At 72.5% G+C, this 22803-nt stretch carries 15 protein-coding genes; 8 read left to right on the top strand and 7 right to left on the bottom strand.

Annotated features, from left to right (window positions below; translation table 11 throughout):
• Nucleotides 1–45 precede the first annotated feature (45 nt).
• The 7 genes from P2F65_RS09010 to P2F65_RS08980 all read right to left on the bottom strand — a co-directional run bounded on the left by P2F65_RS09010 (nt 46) and on the right by P2F65_RS08980 (nt 13357).
• Nucleotides 46–6351, bottom strand: a complete 6306-nt coding sequence (locus P2F65_RS09010; RefSeq protein WP_275806123.1) for a fibronectin type III domain-containing protein — start codon at nt 6349–6351, stop codon at nt 46–48.
• A gap of 53 nt (nt 6352–6404) precedes the next feature.
• Complete coding sequence (locus P2F65_RS09005) at nt 6405–7130, bottom strand: hypothetical protein (RefSeq protein ID WP_275806122.1); 726 nt, start codon at nt 7128–7130, stop codon at nt 6405–6407.
• A 2-nt stretch (nt 7131–7132) separates the two neighbouring features.
• Nucleotides 7133–8773, bottom strand: a complete 1641-nt coding sequence (locus P2F65_RS09000; protein ID WP_275806121.1) for a serine/threonine-protein kinase — start codon at nt 8771–8773, stop codon at nt 7133–7135.
• Nucleotides 8770–10350: an FHA domain-containing protein gene (locus P2F65_RS08995; RefSeq protein WP_275807360.1), complete on the bottom strand. Its 1581-nt coding sequence runs from the start codon at nt 10348–10350 to the stop codon at nt 8770–8772. Before P2F65_RS08995 ends, P2F65_RS09000 begins: the two co-directional genes overlap by 4 nt.
• Before the next feature lie 5 nt (nt 10351–10355).
• Nucleotides 10356–11147 carry a PP2C family serine/threonine-protein phosphatase gene (locus P2F65_RS08990; protein ID WP_275806120.1) on the bottom strand — a complete coding sequence of 264 codons (792 nt, stop codon included), beginning with the start codon at nt 11145–11147 and terminating at the stop codon, nt 10356–10358.
• Nucleotides 11147–11662, bottom strand: coding sequence for a hypothetical protein (locus P2F65_RS08985; protein ID WP_275806119.1), 516 nt, complete (start codon nt 11660–11662; stop codon nt 11147–11149). Before P2F65_RS08985 ends, P2F65_RS08990 begins: the two co-directional genes overlap by 1 nt.
• 216 nt (nt 11663–11878) lie before the next feature.
• Nucleotides 11879–13357: a CCA tRNA nucleotidyltransferase gene (locus P2F65_RS08980; RefSeq protein WP_275806118.1), complete on the bottom strand. Its 1479-nt coding sequence runs from the start codon at nt 13355–13357 to the stop codon at nt 11879–11881.
• A 109-nt stretch (nt 13358–13466) separates the two neighbouring features.
• Between P2F65_RS08980 and P2F65_RS08975 the strand changes: the two genes are divergently transcribed.
• The 8 genes from P2F65_RS08975 to trxA all read left to right on the top strand — a co-directional run bounded on the left by P2F65_RS08975 (nt 13467) and on the right by trxA (nt 22770).
• Nucleotides 13467–13952: an NUDIX hydrolase gene (locus tag P2F65_RS08975; protein ID WP_275806117.1), complete on the top strand. Its 486-nt coding sequence runs from the start codon at nt 13467–13469 to the stop codon at nt 13950–13952.
• Nucleotides 13925–16087, top strand: a complete 2163-nt coding sequence (locus P2F65_RS08970) for a DUF6049 family protein (protein WP_275806116.1) — start codon at nt 13925–13927, stop codon at nt 16085–16087. The genes P2F65_RS08975 and P2F65_RS08970 overlap by 28 nt, the downstream gene beginning before the upstream one ends.
• Nucleotides 16084–17733 carry a murein biosynthesis integral membrane protein MurJ gene (gene murJ, locus P2F65_RS08965; protein WP_275806115.1) on the top strand — a complete coding sequence of 550 codons (1650 nt, stop codon included), beginning with the start codon at nt 16084–16086 and terminating at the stop codon, nt 17731–17733. The genes P2F65_RS08970 and murJ overlap by 4 nt, the downstream gene beginning before the upstream one ends.
• Nucleotides 17734–17859: 126 nt before the next feature.
• Nucleotides 17860–19782, top strand: coding sequence for a hypothetical protein (locus P2F65_RS08960; protein WP_275806114.1), 1923 nt, complete (start codon nt 17860–17862; stop codon nt 19780–19782).
• Between the two features lie 21 nt (nt 19783–19803).
• Nucleotides 19804–20376, top strand: coding sequence for an RNA polymerase sigma factor SigM (sigM, locus tag P2F65_RS08955; RefSeq protein ID WP_275806113.1), 573 nt, complete (start codon nt 19804–19806; stop codon nt 20374–20376).
• Nucleotides 20377–20461: 85 nt separating this feature from the next.
• Nucleotides 20462–21205 (top strand): hypothetical protein, encoded by a 744-nt coding sequence (locus tag P2F65_RS08950; RefSeq protein WP_275806112.1) that lies wholly within the window; start codon nt 20462–20464, stop codon nt 21203–21205.
• A gap of 142 nt (nt 21206–21347) precedes the next feature.
• Complete coding sequence (gene trxB / locus P2F65_RS08945; protein ID WP_275806111.1) at nt 21348–22367, top strand: thioredoxin-disulfide reductase; 1020 nt, start codon at nt 21348–21350, stop codon at nt 22365–22367.
• A 76-nt stretch (nt 22368–22443) separates the two neighbouring features.
• A complete protein-coding gene (gene trxA, locus P2F65_RS08940; protein ID WP_091759046.1) occupies nt 22444–22770 on the top strand; it encodes a thioredoxin in 327 nt (108 codons plus the stop codon).
• Nucleotides 22771–22803: the final 33 nt, after the last annotated feature.

Below are 22803 nucleotides of genomic sequence, written 5' to 3'. Positions count from 1 at the left end.
TCGCTTTCCGTTGTTGTGCTTGACGATTCGTGAGTGGCCCGAGCGCTACCAGGGAGCGGAGTCCGAGTCGGGGCCCACCGTGACGGTGACGGTGCCACCGTTCTTGTTGAACAGGCAGGACCCGTACCACGTGTAGCCGTTGCCGCTGCCGTTGGTCCGGAGCTTCTCGCTTGAGGTGAACGTGCCGTTCTTGGTGTGCGAGCACACGACCGAGTAGGAGCGGTTCGGCGGGTAGTTGGCGATCCTGAGTCCGACCTTCTCGCACGAGATGCGACACGAGTCCGTGCCGCCGGGGTCGCTGCCGTAGCCGTCCTGGAACACGGTCAGGGTCGGCTTCGGGTCGGGGATGGACTCCGTTGCCGGCCCGGCGACGGGGCTGGTCCACCAGTTCGGCGAGTCTGCGTCACCAATGCGCCGGTTGGCGATCGTGCGGACGCGCAGCCCGTAGGTGTTGCCGGCGCTGCCGTTGATGCTGTGGGACTCCTTGGCCCCACCGAAGCTCTGCCAGCCACCGCCGTTGATCGAGATCTGGACCGTCTCGATGTTGCGACCGTCGGTGCGGTTGTTCCAGGTCCACGTGATGTCGTTGCCGTTGCGGCTGGAGGACAAGCTGCTCGGCGCCGGCGTCGCGTGGTACGTCCGGTACGGGTTGCTGTCGGCGGACCAGTTCGACCAGTTCCGGCCGTTGTAGGCCCGGACCTGGACGTTGTGGTCGTTGGCGGTGCCGACATCGAGGATCGTGAACTGCCTGATCGAGCCCTCGGCACAACCGCAGGACACGTTGCCGGTGCTTCCGGCCGTGCGCCACTGCAGCTGGGTGAAGCCGGTCGCCCGTGAGTCGCCCACCGACACCCGCACGACGACGTCGCCGTTGGGTTGCGGCGTGGTGGCGCTCGGGCGTCCCGGCACCTCGGGGGCGCCCACCGACGAGAAGGCCGTCGGGTTGGACTGGGGTCCTTCCTTGTTCGCCCCGTTCGTGGCGGTCACCACGTACCGGTAGCTCGAACCGTCGTAGACCGTCGTGTGACCCAGGGTGCGCGTGTCCGGTGACGTCGTCCCGATCGACCGCCAGGCCCCGCCGTTCCTGCTCTCGTAGACCGTGTAGTGGGTCAGCGGTGGGCCGTTGGGGCGCACTGACTGCCACGAGATGGTCAGGCGCGACGAGCCGTCGGCAGGCCCGTCGCCGGCGTTGGTGACGGTGGGAGCAGGCACGGCAGGAGGGGTGCCGGCCGACTGCATCTTCACCGCGCTGCCGACCGGGCCCCAGCCCAGCTTGTTCTTGGCCCGCACCTGCACGCTCTGCTGGTGGTCGTTGACCATCCCCGAGATCGCCGCCTGGAGCGTGGGGGCCGCGACCTCCTGGCTGCGCACCGAGCCGGACGTGGTGTCGCTGACCCTCACCTGGTAGGTCGTGACGTCGCTGCCCTTCTTCTCCGGGGCGGTCCAGGCAACCGTCAGCGAGCCGTCACCGCGGCCGGCCATGCGCACCCCGTTGACCGGGTTGGGCAGGCTGTCCGGGACGACCGCACCACTGGGGCCGCCCTCCTTGCTCGTGCCGATCGCGTTCACGGCCGCGACGGTGAAGGTGTACGACTCGCCGTTCTCGAGGCCCTGGATGGTGCACGGCGATGCGGTGCAGTTCTGTTTCGTCCCGCCCGAGCCGTGGGTGGTCACCACGTAGCGGGTGATGGGGCTTCCGCCGTCGACGGCCGGGGGCGCCCAGCGGACGCGGGCGAACCCACCACTCACCCGGTCCGCCTCGGCGGCGACGCCCGTGGGGGGGTCGGGTGTGCCGAGGATGGTCACCGTGCCGCGACCGGTGGCGCTGCGCCCGGGCGGTCCGTCCGTGGCGGCCACCGTGACGGTGGCATTGCCGCGCGCCTCTGGGGCGGCACGGACCGTCAGGGTGCAGCCGGAGAACGACGTGCTCAACCCCGACCCCGACGACGGTGCTGCGGACGAGATCGCACAGTCCGGGCTCTCCAGCGGCGAGTCGAGGTAGCCGCGCAGGTCGACGGTCGCCGACGAACCGGCCTCGAGCCCGGTCACGGCGAAGGGTCGCAACCGAGGTGGTCCGAGGGTCGGGAGCGGGTTGCCGTCCGCGTCCACGGCGCCGCCGTCGACCCCGAGGACGGACACCGCGATGAGCGACTCGGGGCCTCCTCGCGCCTTGACGGCCAGGCGGCCGTCGATGCTGCTCGGCGCGCGGTCGTCGGCCTCGAGCTCGACCGTCCGGTCACCCGTGCCGGACCGGGTCAGGCTGACGCCCTTGGACTCGGTCTTCCACGAGCTCTCGAAGACGACGTCGTCGAGGACCATCCCGACCGGGACCCAGGCGTGGCACAGGGTGGGGATGTCGAGACTGCGCGCCAGCCCACCGGCATTCAGGCGGACCGAGTAGTTGGGGCACCGCAGCAACGGGATCTTCGGCCCGACCTGCACCGGGATGGAGACGTACGTGGTCTTGAAGTCGGTCTGCTCGACCTTCTCCTGGTCGCTCACCTCGAGCATGACCGAGCCCGGCCCGACGTAACCGCCCGACGAGGTGAGGGTGAGGCCGGAGCGGCCGTCTGCCTCGGCCCTGAGCCGGTCGGCCGGGGAGGCACTGACGTTGTCACCGGTGGTGATGCTCACGACCCGGGCGCGTGGGGACTTGACGTAGTCGGCCAGGTCGACCTTCTTGGTCGCGTCCTTGTCCATCTCGATCAGGGCGCCGGAGACGACGAACGGGAGACCGGACTCGCCGGTCGGCACGTGGATCAGCGCCATCCCGGTGAAGCCGTCCTGGTCGGTGACGACGTAGGGAACGGTGTACGGGTAGGGCTTCACCGTGACCCGCACCTTGGTGCCGTCCTCGACGATGGTGCCGTCGGGCGAGAGCACGGCCGAGACCTTGAGCGACTCGCGGGACCCGTCCACGTCGCGGTCGTTGGCCAGGACGTCGACGACCGTGCTGGCCTCGCCCTCCTCGGGCTTGGCCGTGTCGTCCACAGCGATCGGCGGGTTCTTCGCGGAGGGATCCGGGATGACCGTGATGGTGGACTTGGACGGGTCGAACAGTCCGTTCGAGATCCCGTAGTTGACCACCTGCACGCCGGCCTTGGCGTCGGGGACCTTGGTGCTGAAGTAGGTGTTGGCCTCGTCCACCTTCCACCTGGACAGCTCGGCGTCGGGGTTGTGCGGCGCCTTGTAGAGCAGCTCGACGCTGTCGCCGCGGGCGATGAGGTCGTTCTGGGTGGCGTCGACGGTGACGGACTTGCCAGGCCTGGCCCGCACCTCGTCCTCGACGGCCACCGGCGGCTGTGGGTCGCCCGGCTGCACCACGCCGATCCGCACGAAACCGGTGCTCGTCGACCCGAACCGGTCGCGGACGACATAGTTGAGGACCTCGGTCCCGGCCGCGGTCGGGTACGCCTCGTACTTGATGGTCGACGGGCCGAAGCCGGTGACCCGACCGTACCTGAGGTCGACGGCGCCACCCTCGACACCCGTGAGCCCGTCCACCGTCACGCTGTCGCCGTCCGGGTCAACGCCGGAGCTCGGGACCGTGATCGTGAGCGGGTCTCCCGCCACGACACTTGTGGAGAAGCTGCGAGCGACGGGCGGCTGGTTCGGCGTGGCCTGCGTCGGCAACGGCATGACCGTGATGCCGACCCGGCCCGTGGTCGCCTTCTCCCTGGCGCCGATCGGGTACACCGCGTACTCCACCGTGACCGGCTCCGCGGTGGCCGGATTCCGGTTCTTCGGCACGAACCGCACGACGTTGCCCGAGGCGAACGCCGAGCCGGCGCCGGTGAGCACCTTGACGCTGGCCGGGTCGAGGACGAGGGGTATGCCGTCGGCCATGCTGTCGTTGTCCATCACCGGGATGGTCACCGAGTCCTGTGCGCGCACCACGGCGACGTCGTCCTGCACCACCGGGGTGGACCGGTCGTCGGCGGGGAGCTGGGTGACCGCGACCTCGCCGGTGGTCGTCTTGGCGCCGTCACTGATCGTGTAGCTCACCGTGCCGGTGCGTGGCCTCCCACCGGTCGCGGCCGGGTCGAGAGCCTCGATCCGCACCCATCGACCCTGGTAGATGGACGGTCGCAGCCAGCCGTTCTCCGACGACACGGTGACGGATCGCGTCACCAGGACGTCGGCGCGCGGACTGTAGTCGTTGGCCAGCACGTCGGTCAGCACCGGCGTCTGGTCGCGCAGCGTGGCCGAGTCAGGGACCGCGACCGGCGGGGCGTTCGGGTCGGGATCGGCGATGAGGTCGATGCGGATCCGGCCGGCGTCGATGCCGCCGCCGACCTGGGCGCCGTAGCTGAGCTCAAAGGTGCCCGCGGACGAGCCGGTCACCGTCACGACGCCGGTGTCGAGGTTAGTGTCGACGGCCAGTGCGCTGGAGGACTGGAGCTCGCGGGAGAGCCGCAGCCTGGCGTCCGGCTCGGTGGGGTCGGCGCCGGGGATGTCGTTGCCGAGCGGCTCGAGCTGGAGTGGCTTGCCGACCACGCCACGGACCACGTCGGGCCGGCTCTGGGGCTTGACGAGAGGCTCGTCGGGGTCGAGGACCTGGACCGACACCGTGCCCTTGCTGGTGTCACGGCCGTCCCCCACGGCATACTCCACGCCCTGGGTTCCCGCCTTCATCGGGGCGAGCACGTTCAACCGGCCCATGCCGTCCACGGACGAGCCGGCGGCCGACGCCTGCAGGGTGAGCGGATCGCTCTCCGGGTCGCGCCAGTCCCCGATGACCTGCACCGGGAGCAGCTTGCCCGCGTTGACGGGGTACACCTTCCGCGACGGGTTGGCCGTCCCCGGACGCAGCACCGGCGGGCCGTTCACCTCGTCGGCGACCAGCGTCACGGTCACCCGGCCCTCGTCCTTCTGCGGCGACTTGCCGTTGTTGATCTTGTAGGTGAAGGAGAACGACTGCCGCTGCGGGTTGTCCGGGACGGAGACGTCGATGCTCTGGCCGTCTGCGGCGACGCTCGCGGTCACGCCCGTCACGTCCACCCGGGAGACGTCGCCGGGGTCGATGGCCAGGACCGAGCCGGCGGCATCGGTGTCGTTGTCGAGGACGTGCAGCTTGGACACCCGCCCCGGGCGGGCCTTGAGCTTGTCGTCCTCGGCCTTGGGGGGCTGGGCCACCGACGTCTCGTCGATGATGTTGTCCTTCTTCTTGTTCTGGTCCTCCTTCTGCGGCGGCGGGATGAGGGAGTCCCACTCGTCCAGCTTCTTGGGCTTGCCGTCGAGGTCCCAGACCTCACCGCCGTCGAGGTCGTTGAGGACGACCAGGCCGTGGTTGGTGCGCAGGGCGACGCCGTTCTTCACGCCCTCGGTCGTCTGGCGCTGGATGGAGACGGCCGGCTGCGGCTGCTCCGACCCGCAGTCCTTGCCGTAGTAGTTGACGGTCGTGCTCGCCCAGGCGGCGTGGATGCAGGCCCCCGTCCTCAGCGGGCGCGACACCATGGGCGGCGTCTCGTTGCCGCCCAAGGTGACTTCGACCCCGCCGGTGCCGCCCTCGCCAACAATCCCGATGAGGCGCAAGGTGGTCGGGTCCTGGAGCCCCACTGACTCCGCGTCGGGGCCGGGCTGCTGCAGGGCGGCGTACGCGGGCTGGCCCTCGGTGCGGGTGGTCCCGGCGTCGACCGCCTCTCGGGTGCCCTTCGCCCACAGCTTGTCGTCGCCGGCGCTGTAGACGACCCAGCGAGTCCCGACCGCGGTGATGTCGACGACCTTCGCCGACTCCAGCTTGATCGAGTCGGTGACCGGCCTGCCGAAACCGGTCGGTGTGCGCGGGATGGAGACCACCTTGCCGGTCGCGCCGGACACGGCGTGGATGCCGCCCAGCACGTCGACCGCGACGGCCGCGGTCGCCCCGACGGTGGCCAGGGGCTTGGCCCCGGCGGTCAGCCCTTCGAGCGTCGAGAGGCCCGTGTCGGGGGAGTAGGGCTGTCCCCACACCTTGCCGGTCTTGGGGTCGACAGTGGCGATCGTCCCCCCGCGCAGGTCCACGGTGCGCGGCACGAACACCTGCTGGTTGGTGCCGGACTGGGGAGCCGGGACCGAGACCCCGGACCCCTCGGCGACCCGGTTGGCCCTGGTGTCGATGGGGGTCAGCGACCCCGAGCCGAGGACCAGGCCGGCTACCGCGTTGTCGTCCTGGAGGATGTCGAGCGGGTCACCGGAACCGCCCGACGTGGCGATGCCCCCGTCGAACTGACCGACCGCCTTGTTGACCCTGGCGAACCGGGCGTCCTTCGACGACGACACCCACACGCTGCCGTCGTCGAGGTCGGTCTCGTGGACCGTCTCCCCCTTGGAGGACACCGCGGCATACGTCAGCACGCCCGCCGTCAACACGACGACGAGGCTCGACGCGACCCCCACTTTCCGACCTGCCACAGTCCCCACGACTACTGCTCCCCTTCGTCGCTTCCCCCAACGACCTGCTCGTCGTCGAGCAGCACCAGATCCGCCTCCGTCACCAGCCTCGTGGAGAGCGCGTGCTCGACGAGCCGCGCCTTCCGGTTGCTGGCGAGCTTGCCCGGCCCCCCGTGGAGCCCACGCGTACCGGCATCCGCGAGCTTTTGGCACACATTGTCCAGCTTTCGGTTGAACTTGGTCACCTTCCAGCCCAGTCGGCGGGCCGCATCGGCAGAGGACGGGATCTGCGTCGCACCGCCCTGCCCCCGGCGCAGGAACGGCTCCGCCAGCGCGACGATGAGCAGTTTCTGGTCTGGTGTGAACGACACCCGGCCGACGGTCGTCTCGCCGGTGCGGTCGTCCTCGACCGGGTCTGGCGCCACGGACGTGAAGGCCGGGCTGTCGACGATGAGCTCGAGGTCGTAGGTGGTGGGGCCGGCCGTGAACCACACGGTGAACCGCTCCAGGGCCAACGGGATCCGTGCGCCAGGGCTGAGCCAGGCCTGGAACAGCCCCTTCTGGTCGGCGACAGTTGCGGTGAGCGTCGAGCCGACGTTGGCCAGCCACCACAGGCCGCCCTCTTCGACGACCTGCAGGAAGGTGCGGTGCAGGTACGGGTTGTCGTCGATCTCGATGTCGCCCGTCCGCCCGATGGTCAGCGGCTCCGCCGGGTCAGCCACGAACAGTTCACCGCAGAAGTCGACCGTCACACCCATGGCTACCCCGCCCTCTCGCACTGCGGCTCCGACCAGTTCGTCTGCTGGCCTCCCCTGATGACCCGCGCCTGGCCGCACACCTTCTTTCCCTCGGCCACCTTGACCACCGTGTTCGAGGTGGCCAGCGGTGGGCCGAACTTCGCCTCCTCGAGCTGGCCGACCTCGCTCGCCCACCGGAAGCGGAAGGTGTCGCCCTTCTGGGCTCCGGAGTAGGTCCACGAGAAGGCGACTCCGCCGGTCGTGCCCCTGGCCGCGATCTCGGGGACTTGGGGTACGTCGAACGGGTCGTCCTCCACCGGCCCTGCCACCGTGGTCTGGGACGGCCCGGGTGTCGGGATGTCGCCGCCGCGGGTGACCGCCCACACGGTGACTGCCACCAGCACGGCGACCATGGCGCCGACGATCCCGAGCAGCACGCTTGGCCGGATCTCGTGCTGCTGCTGCTCGCCGAGCGTCGCATCGGGCATGGCCTGCTCGTCCGTCGTCGCTCGGGCCCGGCTGCGGTCAACCCGCACGGTGCCCTCGTCGGCGAGGTCGTGGGGCAGGTCGTGCCGCGGCGCCGCGGTGCTGCCGGTGTGGGCGGTGACCCGGCCGGCCGCCGGGATCGTGGTGGCCCCCGAGAGCGGGGCCGGGTATGCCGGGGGGCTGGGCCGGGTGGGGGCCGGCGCCTGCGCCTGCACCGCCTTGGGGGCCCGCACGCGCGTGCGGTCGTCGTCGCCGTCGTCGGGTCGGGGGCCGCTGTGGCCGGCGAGGGTGGTCTGCCCCTGCTCGTCGAGCACGACGATTGCGGTGCGGTGGAAGCGCTGCTCCTGCTCGATCTCCTGCAGCGCCCGGGCGAACTGCAGGGCGCTGGTCGGACGGGCAGCCGGGTCCTTGGCCATCGCCAGGGCGAGCAGGCGCTCGAGGGAGACCGGCACGTCGGCGCGCCCGGTCGCCGGCACCGGTGTGGAGCGGATCCGCGGCATGAGCGCGTAGGCAGTGTTGTCACCGCCGGGCACCTCGAAGGGAGAGCGTCCCACCAGCAGCTGCCACAGCGTGGCCGCGAGGGAGTAGACGTCGGCACGCGCGTCGCCGTTGCTCTGGCCGAAGAGCACCTCGGGCGGGGCCCACGGCACTGAGACGCCGACGTCGTCGCCGTCGTCCTCCGACCCACCCCGGTGACCGAGCTGGCCCGCGATGCCGAAATCCGTCAGGCCCGGGGCGCCGTACTGGCTGACCAGCACGTTGGCCGGCTTGATGTCGCGGTGGATGATGCCGGCCCGGTGGGCCGTCTCGACCGCGCTCGCGAGCTGGATGCCGGTGCGCAGCACCTCCTCGACGGTGAAGCGCTCCCGCCGAGCCCGCACCGCGAGGTTGGGCGGCGGGTAGTACTTCATGACGAGGTAGGGCCGGCCGTCGGCGGCGGTGTCGGCGCGGAACACCTGCACGATGTAGGGGTGGTCGCCGAGCTGGGCCATGGTGTCGGCCTCGTCGGTGAACTGCTGGCGGATCGCCGGGGTCAGGCCCTCGCCCTTGAGCACCTTCACCGCCACCGGCATGCGCGGCATCTGCTGCTCGTAGAGGAACACGTCGGCGTAACCGCCCGAGCCGACCGGCTGGACGTAGACCAGGCCCGGGATGTCGGGGGGGACCGCCGCGCTCACGGGCCCACCTCGAAGGTGAGGCTGACCTCGTCGGCCATCGTGAGGATGGTGCCGGGCTCGATGACCTGCTGGTCGCCGGGACGCAGCCGCACCGGCACCTGGCCGGGCAGCGCCACCGTGGTGCCGTTGGTGGAGCCGAGGTCGCGCACGAGCACGTGCCAGCCCTCGAGCACGACCTCGAGGTGGTTGCGCGAGATGTCGTTCTCCGGGCTGGGCACCCGCACGAGGTGCGGCCGCTCGGCCGCCGGGAGGCCTGCGTTGACCTTGGGCGAGCGGCCGAGCAGCACCCCGCGGTCGAGGGCGACCACGTCGCCGGTGGCCAGCCGCAGCACGCCCAGTGGCGGGCGCGCGGTCTGGAACGGCTGCTGCACGGGGATCTCGCGTCCGCAGGAGCGACAGGTGCCCGCGTGCGGGGGGCTGGGGTGTCCCGCCGGGCAGAGGACGGCGGCGACCAGGGGTCCGGACTCGGCCTGGGCAGCCGCGAGCAGGGCGCTGCGGTCGACGGTGGCCTCGGCGTCGTCGAGGTCGTCGAGGTCGCCCAGGGACACCCCTGCAGTAGGGGGCGCCGCGGGAGCGGGCGGTGCTGCGGCCGCGGGCGGTGCCTCCGGGGAGGACGGCGGCGGGCCGATCGGGCGCAGGGTGGGGGCCGGCGCAGGGGTGTGCACCCCGGCCGGGCGCACGGGTGCCGGACGGACCGGCGGCTGCGCGGGCTGATGTCGCGCCGGCTCCGGCGGGGCGACGTTGCTCCCGCCGCTGCGCCAGGGCACGGAGTCGATCAGGGCACCCGGCGTCGGGGTAGGCACCGCAGGGGCCGAAGGCCCGGTCGGCACGGTTGGCGGCGCCGGGGAAACGGCCGGCCGGAGCGCAGCGGGACGGGCGCGCTCGGTGTCGTCGGGCGGCGGCAGGGTCTGGTCGGCCTGCGGCGCCGGGGCGCTGAACCCCCCAGCCGCGGCGACCGGCGCCTGGCCGATGCCCGGCTCGGAGAGGCTGTCCGTGTCGTGGGCCTCGATGTAGTGCGGGACCGCGGGGTCGGGTCTTCCGTGCTGGGTGGCGCCGAAGAGGTGGTCGTAGCTGGGCAGCTCCTCCACCTCGTCAGCCCCTGCCGCAGCGGGGGCTGCCGGCTCGCCGTCGGTGGCCCGGCCGCGCCCGAGTCGGCTGGGCAACCGCCACCCGGAGGGCGCCGGCGCCTGCTCCACCGGCTGCTCCACCGGATGGGGCTCCGGCTCCCCCGTGTGCAGTCCGATGCTCCGGGCACCGTGCGGGGCGTCCTCGTCGGTCCACGGCCCGCGTCCCGCCGCGCGCACCGTGACCTCGCCCGTGGGGCCGGACACCACGGCATACGCGCTGCCACGCGCGACGATGCGGGCCGGTAGGCCCTCCTGTACGGCCACGAAGTCGGGCGCCCGGCGGACGCCTGCGGTCATGAGGGCGTCGAGGACCTCGTCGACGTCGCCTTCGGAGACTGCCCGGCGCAGGCGTTCGAGGCCGGGGGCCGCGGCGTCCCACCTGACGAGGACATGAAGCCGGGCAGCGACGAGGACGGTCCACCCCCGCTGCTCCTGGACGGTCACGTCCATGCTGCTCACACCGACGACCCCACTCCGTTCCGCGGGGCGGTGTCGACGTCGAAGCCCTCGTCCTCACCCGCGTCGAGCGCCACCACGATGGCCGTCACGTTGTCGCGACCGCCCGCGTCGACCGCCGCGCGCACCAGCGCCTCGGCCGCCTGCTGCGGGTCGTCGTGCTGGGTGAGCACCTGCTGGATCTGCTGGCGGTCGAGCTCGTTGGACAGGCCGTCGGAGCAGATCACGAAGCGCTCCCCGGGGTGGGGCGGGAAGACCCAGATGTCCGGTGTCGGCATCGCCTCGGTGCCCAGCGAACGGGTGACCACGTTGCGCAGCGGGTGCCGGGCGGCCTCCTGCTCCGTGATCAGCCCGGCGTCGACCATCTCCTGCACCTCGGAGTGGTCGACGGTCACGAGGCTGAGCTCGCCGTCGATGAGGCGGTAGACCCGTGAGTCGCCCACGTTGAAGACGGCCCAGTGGTCGCTGCCACCTGCCGTCACGACGGCCAGGCCGGTGGCCGTGGTGCCCATGCCGGTCCGCTCGGGGTGGCGGGCCACGGAGTGCAGGATCGCGCGGTTGGCCTCGGCGAGCGCCGCCACGACGTCCTCGGGCCGCAGACGGTCCCGGCCGACCAGGCCTGCCATCGTCTCCACGACGATGCCGCTGGCCACCTCACCGGCGGCATGCCCGCCCATGCCGTCGGCGACGACGAACAACGAGCCCTCGGCGAGGAGGCTGTCCTCGTTGTGCTGGCGAACCCGGCCCACATCGGTCGCGGCACCGGCCCGCAGGGCCATGCTCGGGGCCATCAGCGTCTCACTCGCACGGTCTGCATCACCTGTTGGATCTCGGGGTACTCGGCCTCGGCGTCCGGGCCACCCACCGACCCGGTCACCTGGAGGAGGTCGACGACCTGTCCGCGGCGGGCGCCGGCGAAGAGGTGGGCCTGGACGACGTCGCCGATGGTGTCGTCGGTCCAGGAGACGTTGACACCGACGAAGGGCACCCGGGCGATCTCCACCTCGAAGGGGGACTCCACCTCTCCGTCCTGCTGCCGGGCCACGTAGGCCTGGAGCTCACCGAGGGCGCGTCCGATGGTGAACTGGCCGGAGCGCGTGAAGCCGCGGACCACGACGTTGGGGGCGAAGGCGCCGGCGGAGGACGTGCGCCGGGCCGCGAGCAGCGTGCCGGCCACGCGCACGGGCGACCAGGAGCCGGGGATGTCGATCGACACGGTCGGCGGACCGGGGAACTGCGTGCTGGGATACGCCAGCGTCTGGGCACCGGACGCCTCGGCCGCGGCGCCCGCGACGGCTGCGCTCATGGCGGTGTTCCTCCCTCGCACCTGGTGGTCTGCGGCCCACGTCGTCCTGCTGTTCGTGGCCCGCCCAAGGGTATGGACGTCTCCCCCGCCCCGACATGGGGAGCACTCCCCATCGGGCCTGCCGGGGCCACAGCCTTCCACATCGGGTCAATAGGGAGAAAGTCCCGCACACGTGACACGGTCCCCGGTGGCACCTGGCGGGGTTGCGGCGGAGGGTCAGCCCACGCTTCCGGCGCGCGACTCCGGCTGGTCGGCCCACCACTGCAGCAGCCGCTCGCGGGCCGCGTCCTCCCCGATCGGCCCCTCGTCGAGGCGCACGGAGAGCAGGTACTTGTAGGCGCGTCCGAGCAGGGGGCCGGGCTCGATGCCGAGCGTCTCGGAGATCTGGTTGCCGTCGAGCTCGGGGCGCACCCTGCCGAGCTCCTCCTGCTCCTGCAGCCGGGCGATCCGGGCCTCGAGCTCGTCGTACGTGCGGGACAGCCGCTGGGCCTTGCGCTGGTTGCGGGTCGTCGAGTCCGAGCGGGTCAGCCGGTGCAGGCGCTGCAGCAGGGGCCCGGCGTCGGTCACGTAGCGGCGCACCGCCGAGTCGGTCCACTGCCCCTCGCCGTACCCGTGGAAGCGCAGGTGCAGCTCCACCAGCCGGGCCACCGCCTTGACGGTCTCCTTGTCGTAGCGCAGCGCCTTGAGCCTCTTGGCGGCCATCTTCGCCCCCACCACCTCGTGGTGGTGGAAGCTCACGCCGCCGCCCTGCTCGAAGCGTCGCGTCGGGGGCTTGCCGATGTCGTGCAGGAGGGCGGCGAGCCGGAGCACCAGGTCGGGACCGGGAACGGAGTCCTCGGGTCCGTCGGGCGGACCCTCGAGCGCGATGGCCTGTTCCAGCACGGTGAGCGAGTGCTCGTAGACGTCCTTGTGACGGTGGTGCTCGTCGACCTCGAGCTTCAGGGCCGGCAGCTCCGGCAGCATCTGCGCCGCCAGGCCGGTGTCTACGAGGACCTCGAGGCCCTCACGGGGTTGGGGGGCGAGGACCAGCTTGGTGAGCTCGTCGCGGACCCGCTCGGCCGAGACGATGGCCAGGGTCTGCGCACGCTCCCGCATGGCCTTTTCGACGCCGGGGTCGAGGCTGGCGCCGAGCTGGGCCGCGAAGCGGGCCGCCCGCATCATGCGCAGCGGGTCGTCGGCGAAGCTCACGTCGGGCGGGCCGGGAGTGCGCAGCACCCTCCGCGCGAGGTCGACCAGACCGGCATACGGGTCGACGAACTCCAGCGAGGGCAGTCGCAGCGCCATCGCGTTCATCGTGAAGTCACGCCGGACCAGGTCGTCCTCGAGGTTGTCGCCGAAGGCGACGACCGGCTTGCGGGTCTGGCGGTCGTAGGCGTCGGCCCGGTAGGTGGTGACCTCTACGGTGACCCCGTCCCGGCGCGCGCCGATGGTGCCGAACTCCTTGCCGATGTCCCAGTGGGTCTCGCCCCAGGCGGCGAGCAGAGCCTGGGTCTGCTCCGGGCCCGCGCTGGTGGTGAAGTCCAGGTCCGGCGACGTGCGCCCGAGGAAGGCGTCACGGACAGGGCCTCCGACCAGCGCGATCTCGTGGCCGGCGGAGGTGAAGAGCTCGCCCAGTTCCTTCAGCAGCGGCACCACGGGCGCCAGGTGGGCGACCGCCTGTTGGAGCAGCGCGGTGGGGGGCTTGGGCGAGGACACGAGAGACAAGGGTAGGTGACGGATCCGGCGCTCCCGGACGCCACCGGCCGGCCTGCGGGGGCCGCGCCGCAGAGGTGACTGTCGAGGAACGCTGGTTAGAGTGACCGCCATGACCTCCCCCGCGCGCGACCCCGAGCGGATCACCCGCCGGCTGCCCGCGGTGGAGGAGCGCTCGGCCGGCGGGATCATCGTCGACGTCTTCGAGGGCACCGCCCGGATCGCCGTGATCGCCCGCCGCAACCGCGCCGGCCGCATCGAGTGGTGCCTGCCCAAGGGCCACATGGAGGACGGCGAGACCCTGGCCGAGGCCGCCGCCCGCGAGGTCGCCGAGGAGACCGGCATCGAGGGCCGGGTGCTCACCGAGCTCGGGACCATCGACTACTGGTTCGCCACCAGCGACAAGCGCGTCCACAAGTACGTGCACCACTACCTGCTCGAGGCCACCGGAGGCTTCCTCACCATCGAGAACGACCCCGACCAGGAGGCCATCGACGTGGCCTGGCTGCCGCTCGCGGAGGCGCACCGGCACCTGACGTTTCCCAACGAGCGGCGCATCGCCCGACAGGCATGGCAGCGACTGTCCGGGAGCGAGTGATGCGGGGGCTCGGGGTATGCCGGGCGCTCACCGTGGTCACTCTGCTTCTCCCTGCGCTCGGGATGGGCGCCGTGCAGGCGTCCGCTGCTCCAGCGGCCGCTGCTCCGGCGGCGGCCGACCTGCCGGGGGCGCCGGCCGCCGACTCGCGGCTGCAGATCAGCCTCACCTCCGTCTCGCCGACGATCGCCGGTCCCGGCCAGACGGTGACCGTGCGCGGCACCGTGAGCAACCGGGGCACCTCCGCGGTCCCTCGACCGGTGGCCCGGGTCGTGCTCGGCGAGCAGCCCCTGCCCACCCGCGAGGCCGTCGACAGCTGGGCCGCGGCCCAGGGCCCCGCCCAGGGCCGGGAGGTCGGGCGCACGCCCCTGGGGTCCTCCCTGCCGGCCGGGGGCACCGCCGACTTCGTGGTGAACGTCAAGGGCGCCGCGGGCCTCGGACAGGCCACCTACGGCGCGCTCCCGCTCTCGGTCGAGGTGGCCGGCAGCAGCCTGCGCACCTTCGCCGGCTACCAGCGCCAGAAGCAGTACCAGCCGCTGCGCCTCGGCTGGGTCGTGCCGCTCACCCTCGACGCCGACCCGGAGCTCTTCGGCCCCGAGGGACCGGCCCGCGACGCCGCGTGGGAAAAGGCGCTGGGGACCGGTTCCCGGCTCGGACGCGTCGTCGAGTCCACTGAGTCGGCGCCGGTCACGTGGGCGCTCGACCCCACCCTGGTGCCGAGCCTGCTGCCCGACGACACGGGTGAGCCCCTGTCGTCGGGACCGGACAGCGAGACCGACGAGGCAGCCCTGCGGTCGGCCGTCGAGGAGCGGATCCGCGGCGCAGCGGCCCAGCACTCGCCGTGGGTGCTGCCCGACACCGACGCCGACGTCGCCGCCGTCGCCGATGCCGGGGCGACGTCCGGGCTGATGGCCGACCTGATCGGCCGCTCATCGGGGGTCGCCCGGGCGCTCGACGGGCGCGCCGACGTCGCCTGGCCCGCCGACGGGCGCTACACCGCCGCCCGGGAGGACGCCCTGCGACGGCTCTTCTCCTCGCAGCCCCGCCTGGGCGCGCAGCTGGCCGCCCAGTCGACGCTGCCGCTGGGGGGCAACACCCAGGACGCCCACCGCCGCAGTGCCGACGGCCTGCCGGTGCTCGGCTACGACGACGACCTCAGTGCCCTGTTCGCGCAGACCAGCTCCCCGGCCGGCGCCGCCCTCGGCCTGCAGCACTTCATCGCCGACACCGTCGCCCTCCTCGACGAGCGGCCCGGCACCTCGGGGAGGTCGGTGCTCGTGGCGGCCCCCCGTTCCTTCGACCCCGACCCCACGGCCGCCGCCGCGTTCCTCCAGGCCGTGGACGGCATCCCCTGGCTGGAGCCGGTGACCACGAACACCCTGCTCGCCGACGCCAAGCGGGCGGTGCCCATGCCCAAGCAGGTCGGCACCCGCCCCACGCCCCAGGGCACGCCGACCGCGTCCGCCGACCCGTACGCCACGAAGCGGCCGACGCTCACACCCCGTCGGCTGCGCGAGCTCGAGGAGAGCGAGCAGATCGTGCGCGGGGTCGGGCTCATCCGAGACGACGGCGACGCCTTCACCCGCACCTGGGGCAGGGCCGCCGAACAGCTCGCGTCCAGCCGCTGGCGTGCCTTCCCGGCCGGGTGGACGAAGCTCAACGCACAGATCACCGCCGCCACCCGCGAGACGACCACGAGCATCGAGGTGTCACGACGCAACATCAACTTCCTCGCCGAGACCGGGCGCCTCCAGATCACCGTGACCAATGACCTCGACGTGGCGGTGGAGAACGTCAAGCTGACCCTGGAGCCGGCGAACCCCCGGCTGCGCATCGACAGCCAGCCGCCCGTCATGCGCATCGGCGCGAACAGCCGGGCCACCGCCGTCGTGAGCGTGACGACCCTCGCGGCCGGACCGGTGCCGATCCGCACGACGCTGACCACGCCCGACGGAACGGTCATCGGCCAGGGAGCGGACGTGCTCGTCCAGGTCACCCCGACCGGTGACTGGGTCTACTGGACCCTCGGCGGCTTCGCGGGGATCATCCTCCTGCTCGGCATCTGGCGCTCGGTGCGCCGCAAGCCCGAACCGGTCAACGCGGCCGAGCCCCTCCCGACCTCGCAAGGAACTGCATGAGCAACGCAAGCCTGGCCCGCAGCAGCGCCGTCATGGCGGCCGGGACGGTCGTCTCCCGACTGCTGGGCTTCGTCAGGGCTGCGGTGCTCGGCGGTGTCGTGGGCATCGGCGTGGCTGCCGACACGTTCCAGGTGGCCAACACCCTGCCCAACCAGTTCTACCTGCTCCTGGCCGGTGGCGTGCTCAACGCGGTGCTGGTGCCGCAGATCACCAAGGCCGCGCTCCGGGACGACGACGGCGGGCACGAGTTCGTCAACCGCCTGCTGACCATCTCGTTCGCCGTCATCGTCGCGGCCACGGTGGTGGTCACCGCGGCGGCCCCCCTCCTCGTGCGGCTGTTCTCGCAGAACTGGAGCCCCGAGGCGCTCGGCCTCGCGGCGGCCTTCGCCGCGATCTGCCTCCCGCAGATCCTCTTCTACGGGCTCTACACGCTGCTCGGCCAGGTCCTCAACGCGCGCGGCCGGTTCGCGGCATACATGTGGGCACCCGCCCTGGCCAACCTCGTCGCGATCGCCGGCCTCCTCTGGTTCAGGGCGAACTACCCGAGCGAGGCACCGGTCAGCGACTGGACGCCCGAGATGGTCTGGGTGCTCGCGGGCACGGCCACCCTCGGCGTTGCGGCACAGGCGCTGGTCCTGGTCATTCCGCTGCGGCGCATCGGCTTCCGCTACCGTCCCACGTGGGGACTTCGTGACTCCGGCCTCGGCACCGCGTCCCGGGTGGCGGTGTGGACCTTCGCGGCCGTGGCCGTCAGCCAGCTCGGCTTCATCGTCACGTCGAAAGTGATGACCCGGGCCGGCGACCTCATCGAGGAGCGGGGCCAGACGGGTGCCGGCATCTTCGCCTACGGCCTGGCCTTCCTCCTCTTCATGCTGCCCCACTCGCTGGTCACGGTCTCCCTCGTGACCGCCCTGTTCACCAGGCTGTCGCAGGCGGCACACCGCGGGGACGACCGAGAAGTGGTCGCCGACCTCGGCCGCGGGCTGCGCATGCCGGCGGTGGTCCTCGTCCCGGCGACCGTCGGCGTCGCCCTGCTCGGACAGCAGCTGGTCCGGGTGGCGTTCTACGACAACTCCCCCGAGGCAGCAGAGGCGATCTCCGAGGTGATGGTCGCGATGATGCTCGGGATCGTCCCGTTCGGGTGGCTCTACCTCATCCAGCGCGTCTACTACGCGTTCGAGGACGCCAAGACGCCCTTCTACCTGCAGATCATCGTCACGCTGCTGGCAACCGTGGTGAACCTCGTGGCCGCCTTCGTCGACCCGCTGCGCACAGGGATCGTGGTCGGCCTGGGCCAGACCGTCAGCAACCTGGCCGCCGCCCTCGTGGGCTTCTTCCTGCTCCGGCGCCGGTTCGGCTCCCTGCGGCTTCGCCCCACCGTGCTGGCCTACGCCCGCCTCGCGACCGCGGCCGTTGCCGCGGGCGTCGTCGGCTGGCTGGTGCTGGTGGGGCTGGACCGGGCCGGCGTCGACGCCGCCACCTGGACCGGGGCCCTGCTCGAGCTCCTGGTCGGCGGCGGGGTCTTCGCACTCACGGCCCTGTGGCTGGCCCACCGGCTGCGCGTCGACGAGGTCGGCCTGCTGCTCGACCCGGTGCTGCGCCGGGTCCGCGCGCGCCGTGGTCGCGACGCCGGCAGCACACCCTAGGATGAGCGGGCACCGGGCGCCGCGCCCAGACCCCACGCCGGCCCGGAGACCCACCAGGGCTGGCCTGGACCCCGACCCAGGCCACCCGACCGACGCGAACCGACCCGGCCCCAGCGAGGAGGCAGCGTGCACGGCGTAGGACCATCGACGGTGCTGGGAGGGCGGTATGCCGTCCAGCGCCGCCTCGAGCAGCAACCGCGCGCCGAGCGCTGGTCCGCGCACGACACCACGCTGGAGCGCGACGTCGTCGTGGTGGTCTTCGCCGCCGACGACCCCAACGCCGATGCCGCCCTCGACGCGGCCCGACGAGCCGCCGGGCTCGACAACGAGCGACTGGTCCGCATCCTCGACGTCGGGCGGTCCGAGGACGTCGCCTTCTTCGTCGAGGAGGCCCTCCACGAGGCGCACACGCTGACCCACCTCCTCGAGCAGGGCGGCCTGCCCTCGGAAGAGGCCCGCCGCATCGCGGGCGAGACGGCTGCCGGGCTCGAAGCCGCCCGCGGCCGGGGGCTGCACCACCTCCAGCTCACCCCCTCCTCGGTGTGGCGCACCGGTGACGGTGCCGTCAAGGTGTCCGGGCTGGCCACCGCCGCCGCCCTGGCCGGCGTCGACGACCAGGGCTCCACCGAGGCCTCGCGCACCGACGCCGTGGGCGTCGTCGCCATTGCGTATGCCGCGCTGACCAGCAGGTGGCCGCTCCCGGGCCGGGTGCCGGGCCTGGAGGCCGCCCCCCACCTGGTCGGCGGCGTGCCGGCGCCCTCGGAGATCGCTGCGGGGGTGCCCGGCGACCTCGACGCGCTGTGCCGCCTGACGCTCAACGACGACGAGGGCCCGCTCACCCCCGGCGACTTCGCGACCCAGATCGCGCCGTGGTCCCGGGCCATGATCAGCGGCCTCGGCGGCACCAGCACCGCGCCCATCGCCATTGCCGACCTCGCCACCACCAGCGGCGGCGTCGACAAGACCCTCGCCCTCCCCCTGCCGGGCCGGAGCGGCTCCGGGGCCAGCGCGGCGGCTCCGCCGGCGCCCCCGCCCGGGCCCGCCGTGCAGCCCGACCACGCCCCGTACTCCGACTCGGACGACGACTCGGACGCCGACGCTGCGGCGGGCGACCGCGAGCCCGGGCACCAGCACACCGCAGCAGCAGCGGCCACTGCCGTCGCCGGGGCGCTCGGCACCGCCGGGCAGGCCGCGGGCCAGGCAGCCGGCGCAGCGGCCGGCAAGGTCGGCAGCTTCGCGCGGGCCGCGGCCGACAAGGCGGCGGAGAAGCGAGCGGCCCGCGTGGAGGCCCACGAGCGTGCCGAGCGCAACCGGGTCTCCCTGGAGGACGCCCTGCTCGCCGGGGACGAGGACGTGGAGCCCCCGCTGCCGATGCTCCCTCCGGAGACGGCTGCGGCACCGACGCGCGACCAGTCCAAGATGGCCCTGGCGATCATCGCGGCCTTCGTCGTCGTGGCGACCCTCATCGGCTTCTGGGGCGTCTCGCAGTTCGGCTCCAACACGGGCATAGACCTGTCGGGCAGCACGCCCCGCCCCACCGTCACGGTGACCGGGCCGGCCCAGACCGTCACGCCGGGTGACACCCCGACCCAGGAGCCGTCGACCGACCCGGCGGGCGAGCCGCTCGCCATCCTCAAGGCCACCGGCTTCGACCCCGAGGGCGACGGCAGCGAGCGCAACAGCGAGGCGCCGCGCGTCTACGACGGTGACACCTCCACGTTCTGGAGCTCCGAGGGCTACGCCACGAGCAACCTCGGTGGCCTCAAGCCCGGCGTGGGCGTGATCGTCGACCTCGGCCAGCCGGCCAAGGTCAAGGAGGTCACCCTCGCGCTGCCGCACGCAGCCGACGTCACCGTCTACGTCGGCGAGGACAACGACCGCGAGAGCGCCACCGAGCTCGGCACCTCCACGGGCAAGAAGGGCAAGGTCACCATCGCGGCGAAGGACGCCGAGGTGGCGGGCAAGTACGTCATGGTGTGGTTCACCGAGGTCAGCAAGGTCGACGGTGGTCGCTTCCGCGCCACCCTCGCCGAGATCACGGTGCGGTAGGAAGGTCCCGGGACGGCCGCCATGGGCGAGGAGCTCCCCCTGAGGGAGCGGACCGACCGGGACCTCATGGCGCAGCACTGCGCCGGCGACCCAGAAGCCTTCGGCGAGCTCTTCCGCCGGCACCGCGACCGCATGTGGGCGGTCGCCCTGCGCACCACGAGCAACCGCGAGCTGGCCGCCGACTGCCTGCAGGAGGCCTTCATCGCCGCGTTCCGGCGGGCGGAGTCCTATCGGGGCGACGCGGCCGTGACGACCTGGCTGCACCGCATCGTCGTCAACGCCTGCCTCGACCGCCTGCGGCGCGAGCGTCCCGTCGCCGCCCTCCCCGAGCACGACCTCCCCGACCGCCGCGACGCCACGGGTCAGGCCGAGACCCGCATCGACGTGCGCGAGGCGCTGGCGCGCCTGCCGGAGGGCCAGCGGATGGCGCTCGTCCTCGTGGACATGCACGGGCTGCCGGTCGCCGAGGCCGCCGCGGTGCTGGAGGTCGCCGAGGGCACGGTGAAGTCCCGCTGTGCCCGAGGCCGTGCCGCCCTCGCCGCGATGCTGGGGCCCTCGGTCACGGACGTCGCGGAACCTTCGGGGGCGCCGTGACGTCGTACACATGTCAGTACTGCCGTCGACAGACGGCTCTCCCGGTCCCATCGGGGGCCGGACAGCGCTCTCCCAGGAGGTCGTCGTGGTGACCCTGCGTCATACGCCGCCTGGGCCACCCGACCCCGATGACGACCCCACGGGCATGCGCGCCCTGCTGTCCTCGCTGCCGGACCCCGGTCCGATGCCCGACGACCTGGTCGCGCGGATCACCGCCAGCCTCGCCGCCGAGCAGCAGCGGGGGCCGGTCGCCCGGCCGCTGCACGCAGCCGGCCCCTCCCGGCGCACGCCGGTGTGGCGCACCGCGGGCCTGGCTGCCGCGGCGGCCGCCGTCATCGGGCTGGGCGCCGGTTCGCTGCTCACCGGCACCGCGCCCGGGGACGTGGGCGCCCTGTTCGGCGGGTCCACCTCGGAGGCGGTCTCCGACGACGCGGCCGGCCGCGCCCCGGCGGGCGGCGGTGCCGACAGCGAGGCGCAGTCGGCCACCTCGGTGGTGAGCATCCACCACACCAACACCGCCTACACCTCCTCCGCCTTCGTCGACCAGGCCCGGGCCCTGCTCGACGACCCGGGAGTCACGCTGCCGCCGCTGGGGGCGGAGTCCCCCGCCATCGGCCCGATCGGCACCGAAACCGGCCTGCGCTCCTGCCTCTCGGCCCTCACCACCGGGCACTTCACGGCAGCCCTGGCCGACCTCGGCAGCTTCGACGGCCACCCCGCGGTGGTGGTGGTCCTGACCACCGAGAGCGGCCGCACGGCATACGCGGTGCAGCGCACCTGCACCATCGGGCGCCCCGCCCCGCTCGCCGGCCCGGTGCCGGTCCCCTGAACCAGCCGCGTCGCCCACCTGACCCGGCCGTGTCCCGGCCTGCCGCGTGCCTGCACGGAACAAACAGGCCCTACGATTCTGTTCAGCCAGCAGCACCGCATCTTGCGGTCCGCAACCACCCAGACCACAAGGGGCAGTACCTGTGAGCAGCGACGTGTCCGACGTCCGGAACGTGATCATCATCGGCTCCGGCCCGGCCGGCTACACCGCCGCGGTCTACGCCGCCCGGGCGAACCTCAAGCCGCTGGTGTTCGAAGGGGCCGTCACCGCCGGGGGCGCGCTGATGAACACCACCGAGGTGGAGAACTTCCCCGGTTTCCGCGACGGCATCATGGGTCCCGAGCTCATGGAGAACATGCGCGCCCAGGCCGAGCGCTTCGGTGCCGAGCTGGTCACCGACGACGTCACTGCGGTCGACCTGCAGGGCGAGGTCAAGACGGTCACCGACTCCGAGGGCAACACCTACCGCGCCCACGCGGTCGTCCTCGCCATGGGCTCGGCCTACCGCGAGCTGGGCCTGCCCGACGAGAAGCGCCTGTCCGGACACGGCGTCTCGTGGTGTGCCACCTGCGACGGCTTCTTCTTCCGCGACCAGGACATCGTGGTGGTCGGTGGCGGCGACTCCGCAGTCGAGGAGGCCACCTTCCTCACCAAGTTCGCCAGGTCGGTGACCCTCGTGCACCGCCGTGACGAGCTGCGGGCCTCCAAGATCATGGCCCAGCGCGCTCTGGCCAACGACAAGATCAAGTTCGCGTGGAACAGCGCGGTCACCGCGATCCACGGCGACGCCAAGGTCACCGGCGTCACGCTTACCGACACCGTCACGGGCGAGAGCCGCGAGCTGCCGGTCACCGGCGTCTTCGTCGCCATCGGCCACGACCCGCGCAACGAGCTGGTCAAGGGCGTGGTCGACCTCGACGACGCCGGCTACGTCCAGGTGCAGGGCCGCACCACGCTCACCAATGTCGAGGGCGTCTTCGCCTGCGGCGACCTGGTCGACCACACCTACCGCCAGGCCATCACCGCTGCCGGCTCCGGCTGCGCGGCAGCACTGGACGCCGAGCGCTACCTCGCCGCCCGCGAGGAGGCCGGCGAGCCCGCCACCGACGCCGCCCTCATCGAGTCCGAGAACCCCCTCGAGGGCGCTGTCAGCAGCCGCTGACACACTCGCCCCGGGCCCTGGGCCACCCCTTTCACCTTCCGAACCGACGCCACACCGAATGAGAGGAGCCCCCACCGTGGGAGCCACCAAGGAGACCACCGACAAGACGTTCGACCAGGACGTCCTGATGAACGACAAGCCCGTGCTGGTGGACTTCTGGGCACCCTGGTGCGGCCCCTGCCGCGCGGTCGCCCCGGTGCTGGAGGAGCTCGCCAACGAGCACGCCGGCAAGATCGAGGTCGTCAAGCTCAACACCGACGAGAACCCCGAGATCACCGGCCGCTACGGCATCACCGGCATACCGACCCTGAACGTCTACGTCAAGGGCGAGGTCGTCAAGACCCTGGTCGGTGCCCTCCCCAAGCCGAAGCTGGTGCGCGAGCTGGCCGACTACCTCGGCTGAGCACCGCCCCACCCCCATATGCCGGCCGCCCCA

Origin of the sequence: Knoellia sp. p5-6-4 (assembly GCF_029222705.1) — a bacterium.
Taxonomy (GTDB): domain Bacteria; phylum Actinomycetota; class Actinomycetes; order Actinomycetales; family Dermatophilaceae; genus Pedococcus_A.
Note: the sequence above shows the minus strand (reverse complement) of the source record. Positions and strands in the feature narration are given on the sequence as shown.

Bases quoted from the DNA above. Each gene is read 5' to 3' on its own strand.
- P2F65_RS09005 (WP_275806122.1), bottom strand. From the start codon at position 7,130: ATGGGTGTGACGGTCGACTTCTGCGGTGAACTGTTCGTGGCTGACCCG.
- P2F65_RS08995 (WP_275807360.1), bottom strand. From the start codon at position 10,350: ATGGACGTGACCGTCCAGGAGCAGCGGGGGTGGACCGTCCTCGTCGCT.
- P2F65_RS08990 (WP_275806120.1), bottom strand. From the start codon at position 11,147: ATGGCCCCGAGCATGGCCCTGCGGGCCGGTGCCGCGACCGATGTGGGC.
- P2F65_RS08985 (WP_275806119.1), bottom strand. From the start codon at position 11,662: ATGAGCGCAGCCGTCGCGGGCGCCGCGGCCGAGGCGTCCGGTGCCCAG.
- P2F65_RS08975 (WP_275806117.1), top strand. From the start codon at position 13,467: ATGACCTCCCCCGCGCGCGACCCCGAGCGGATCACCCGCCGGCTGCCC.
- P2F65_RS08970 (WP_275806116.1), top strand. From the start codon at position 13,925: ATGGCAGCGACTGTCCGGGAGCGAGTGATGCGGGGGCTCGGGGTATGC.
- murJ (WP_275806115.1), top strand. From the start codon at position 16,084: ATGAGCAACGCAAGCCTGGCCCGCAGCAGCGCCGTCATGGCGGCCGGG.
- sigM (WP_275806113.1), top strand. From the start codon at position 19,804: ATGGGCGAGGAGCTCCCCCTGAGGGAGCGGACCGACCGGGACCTCATG.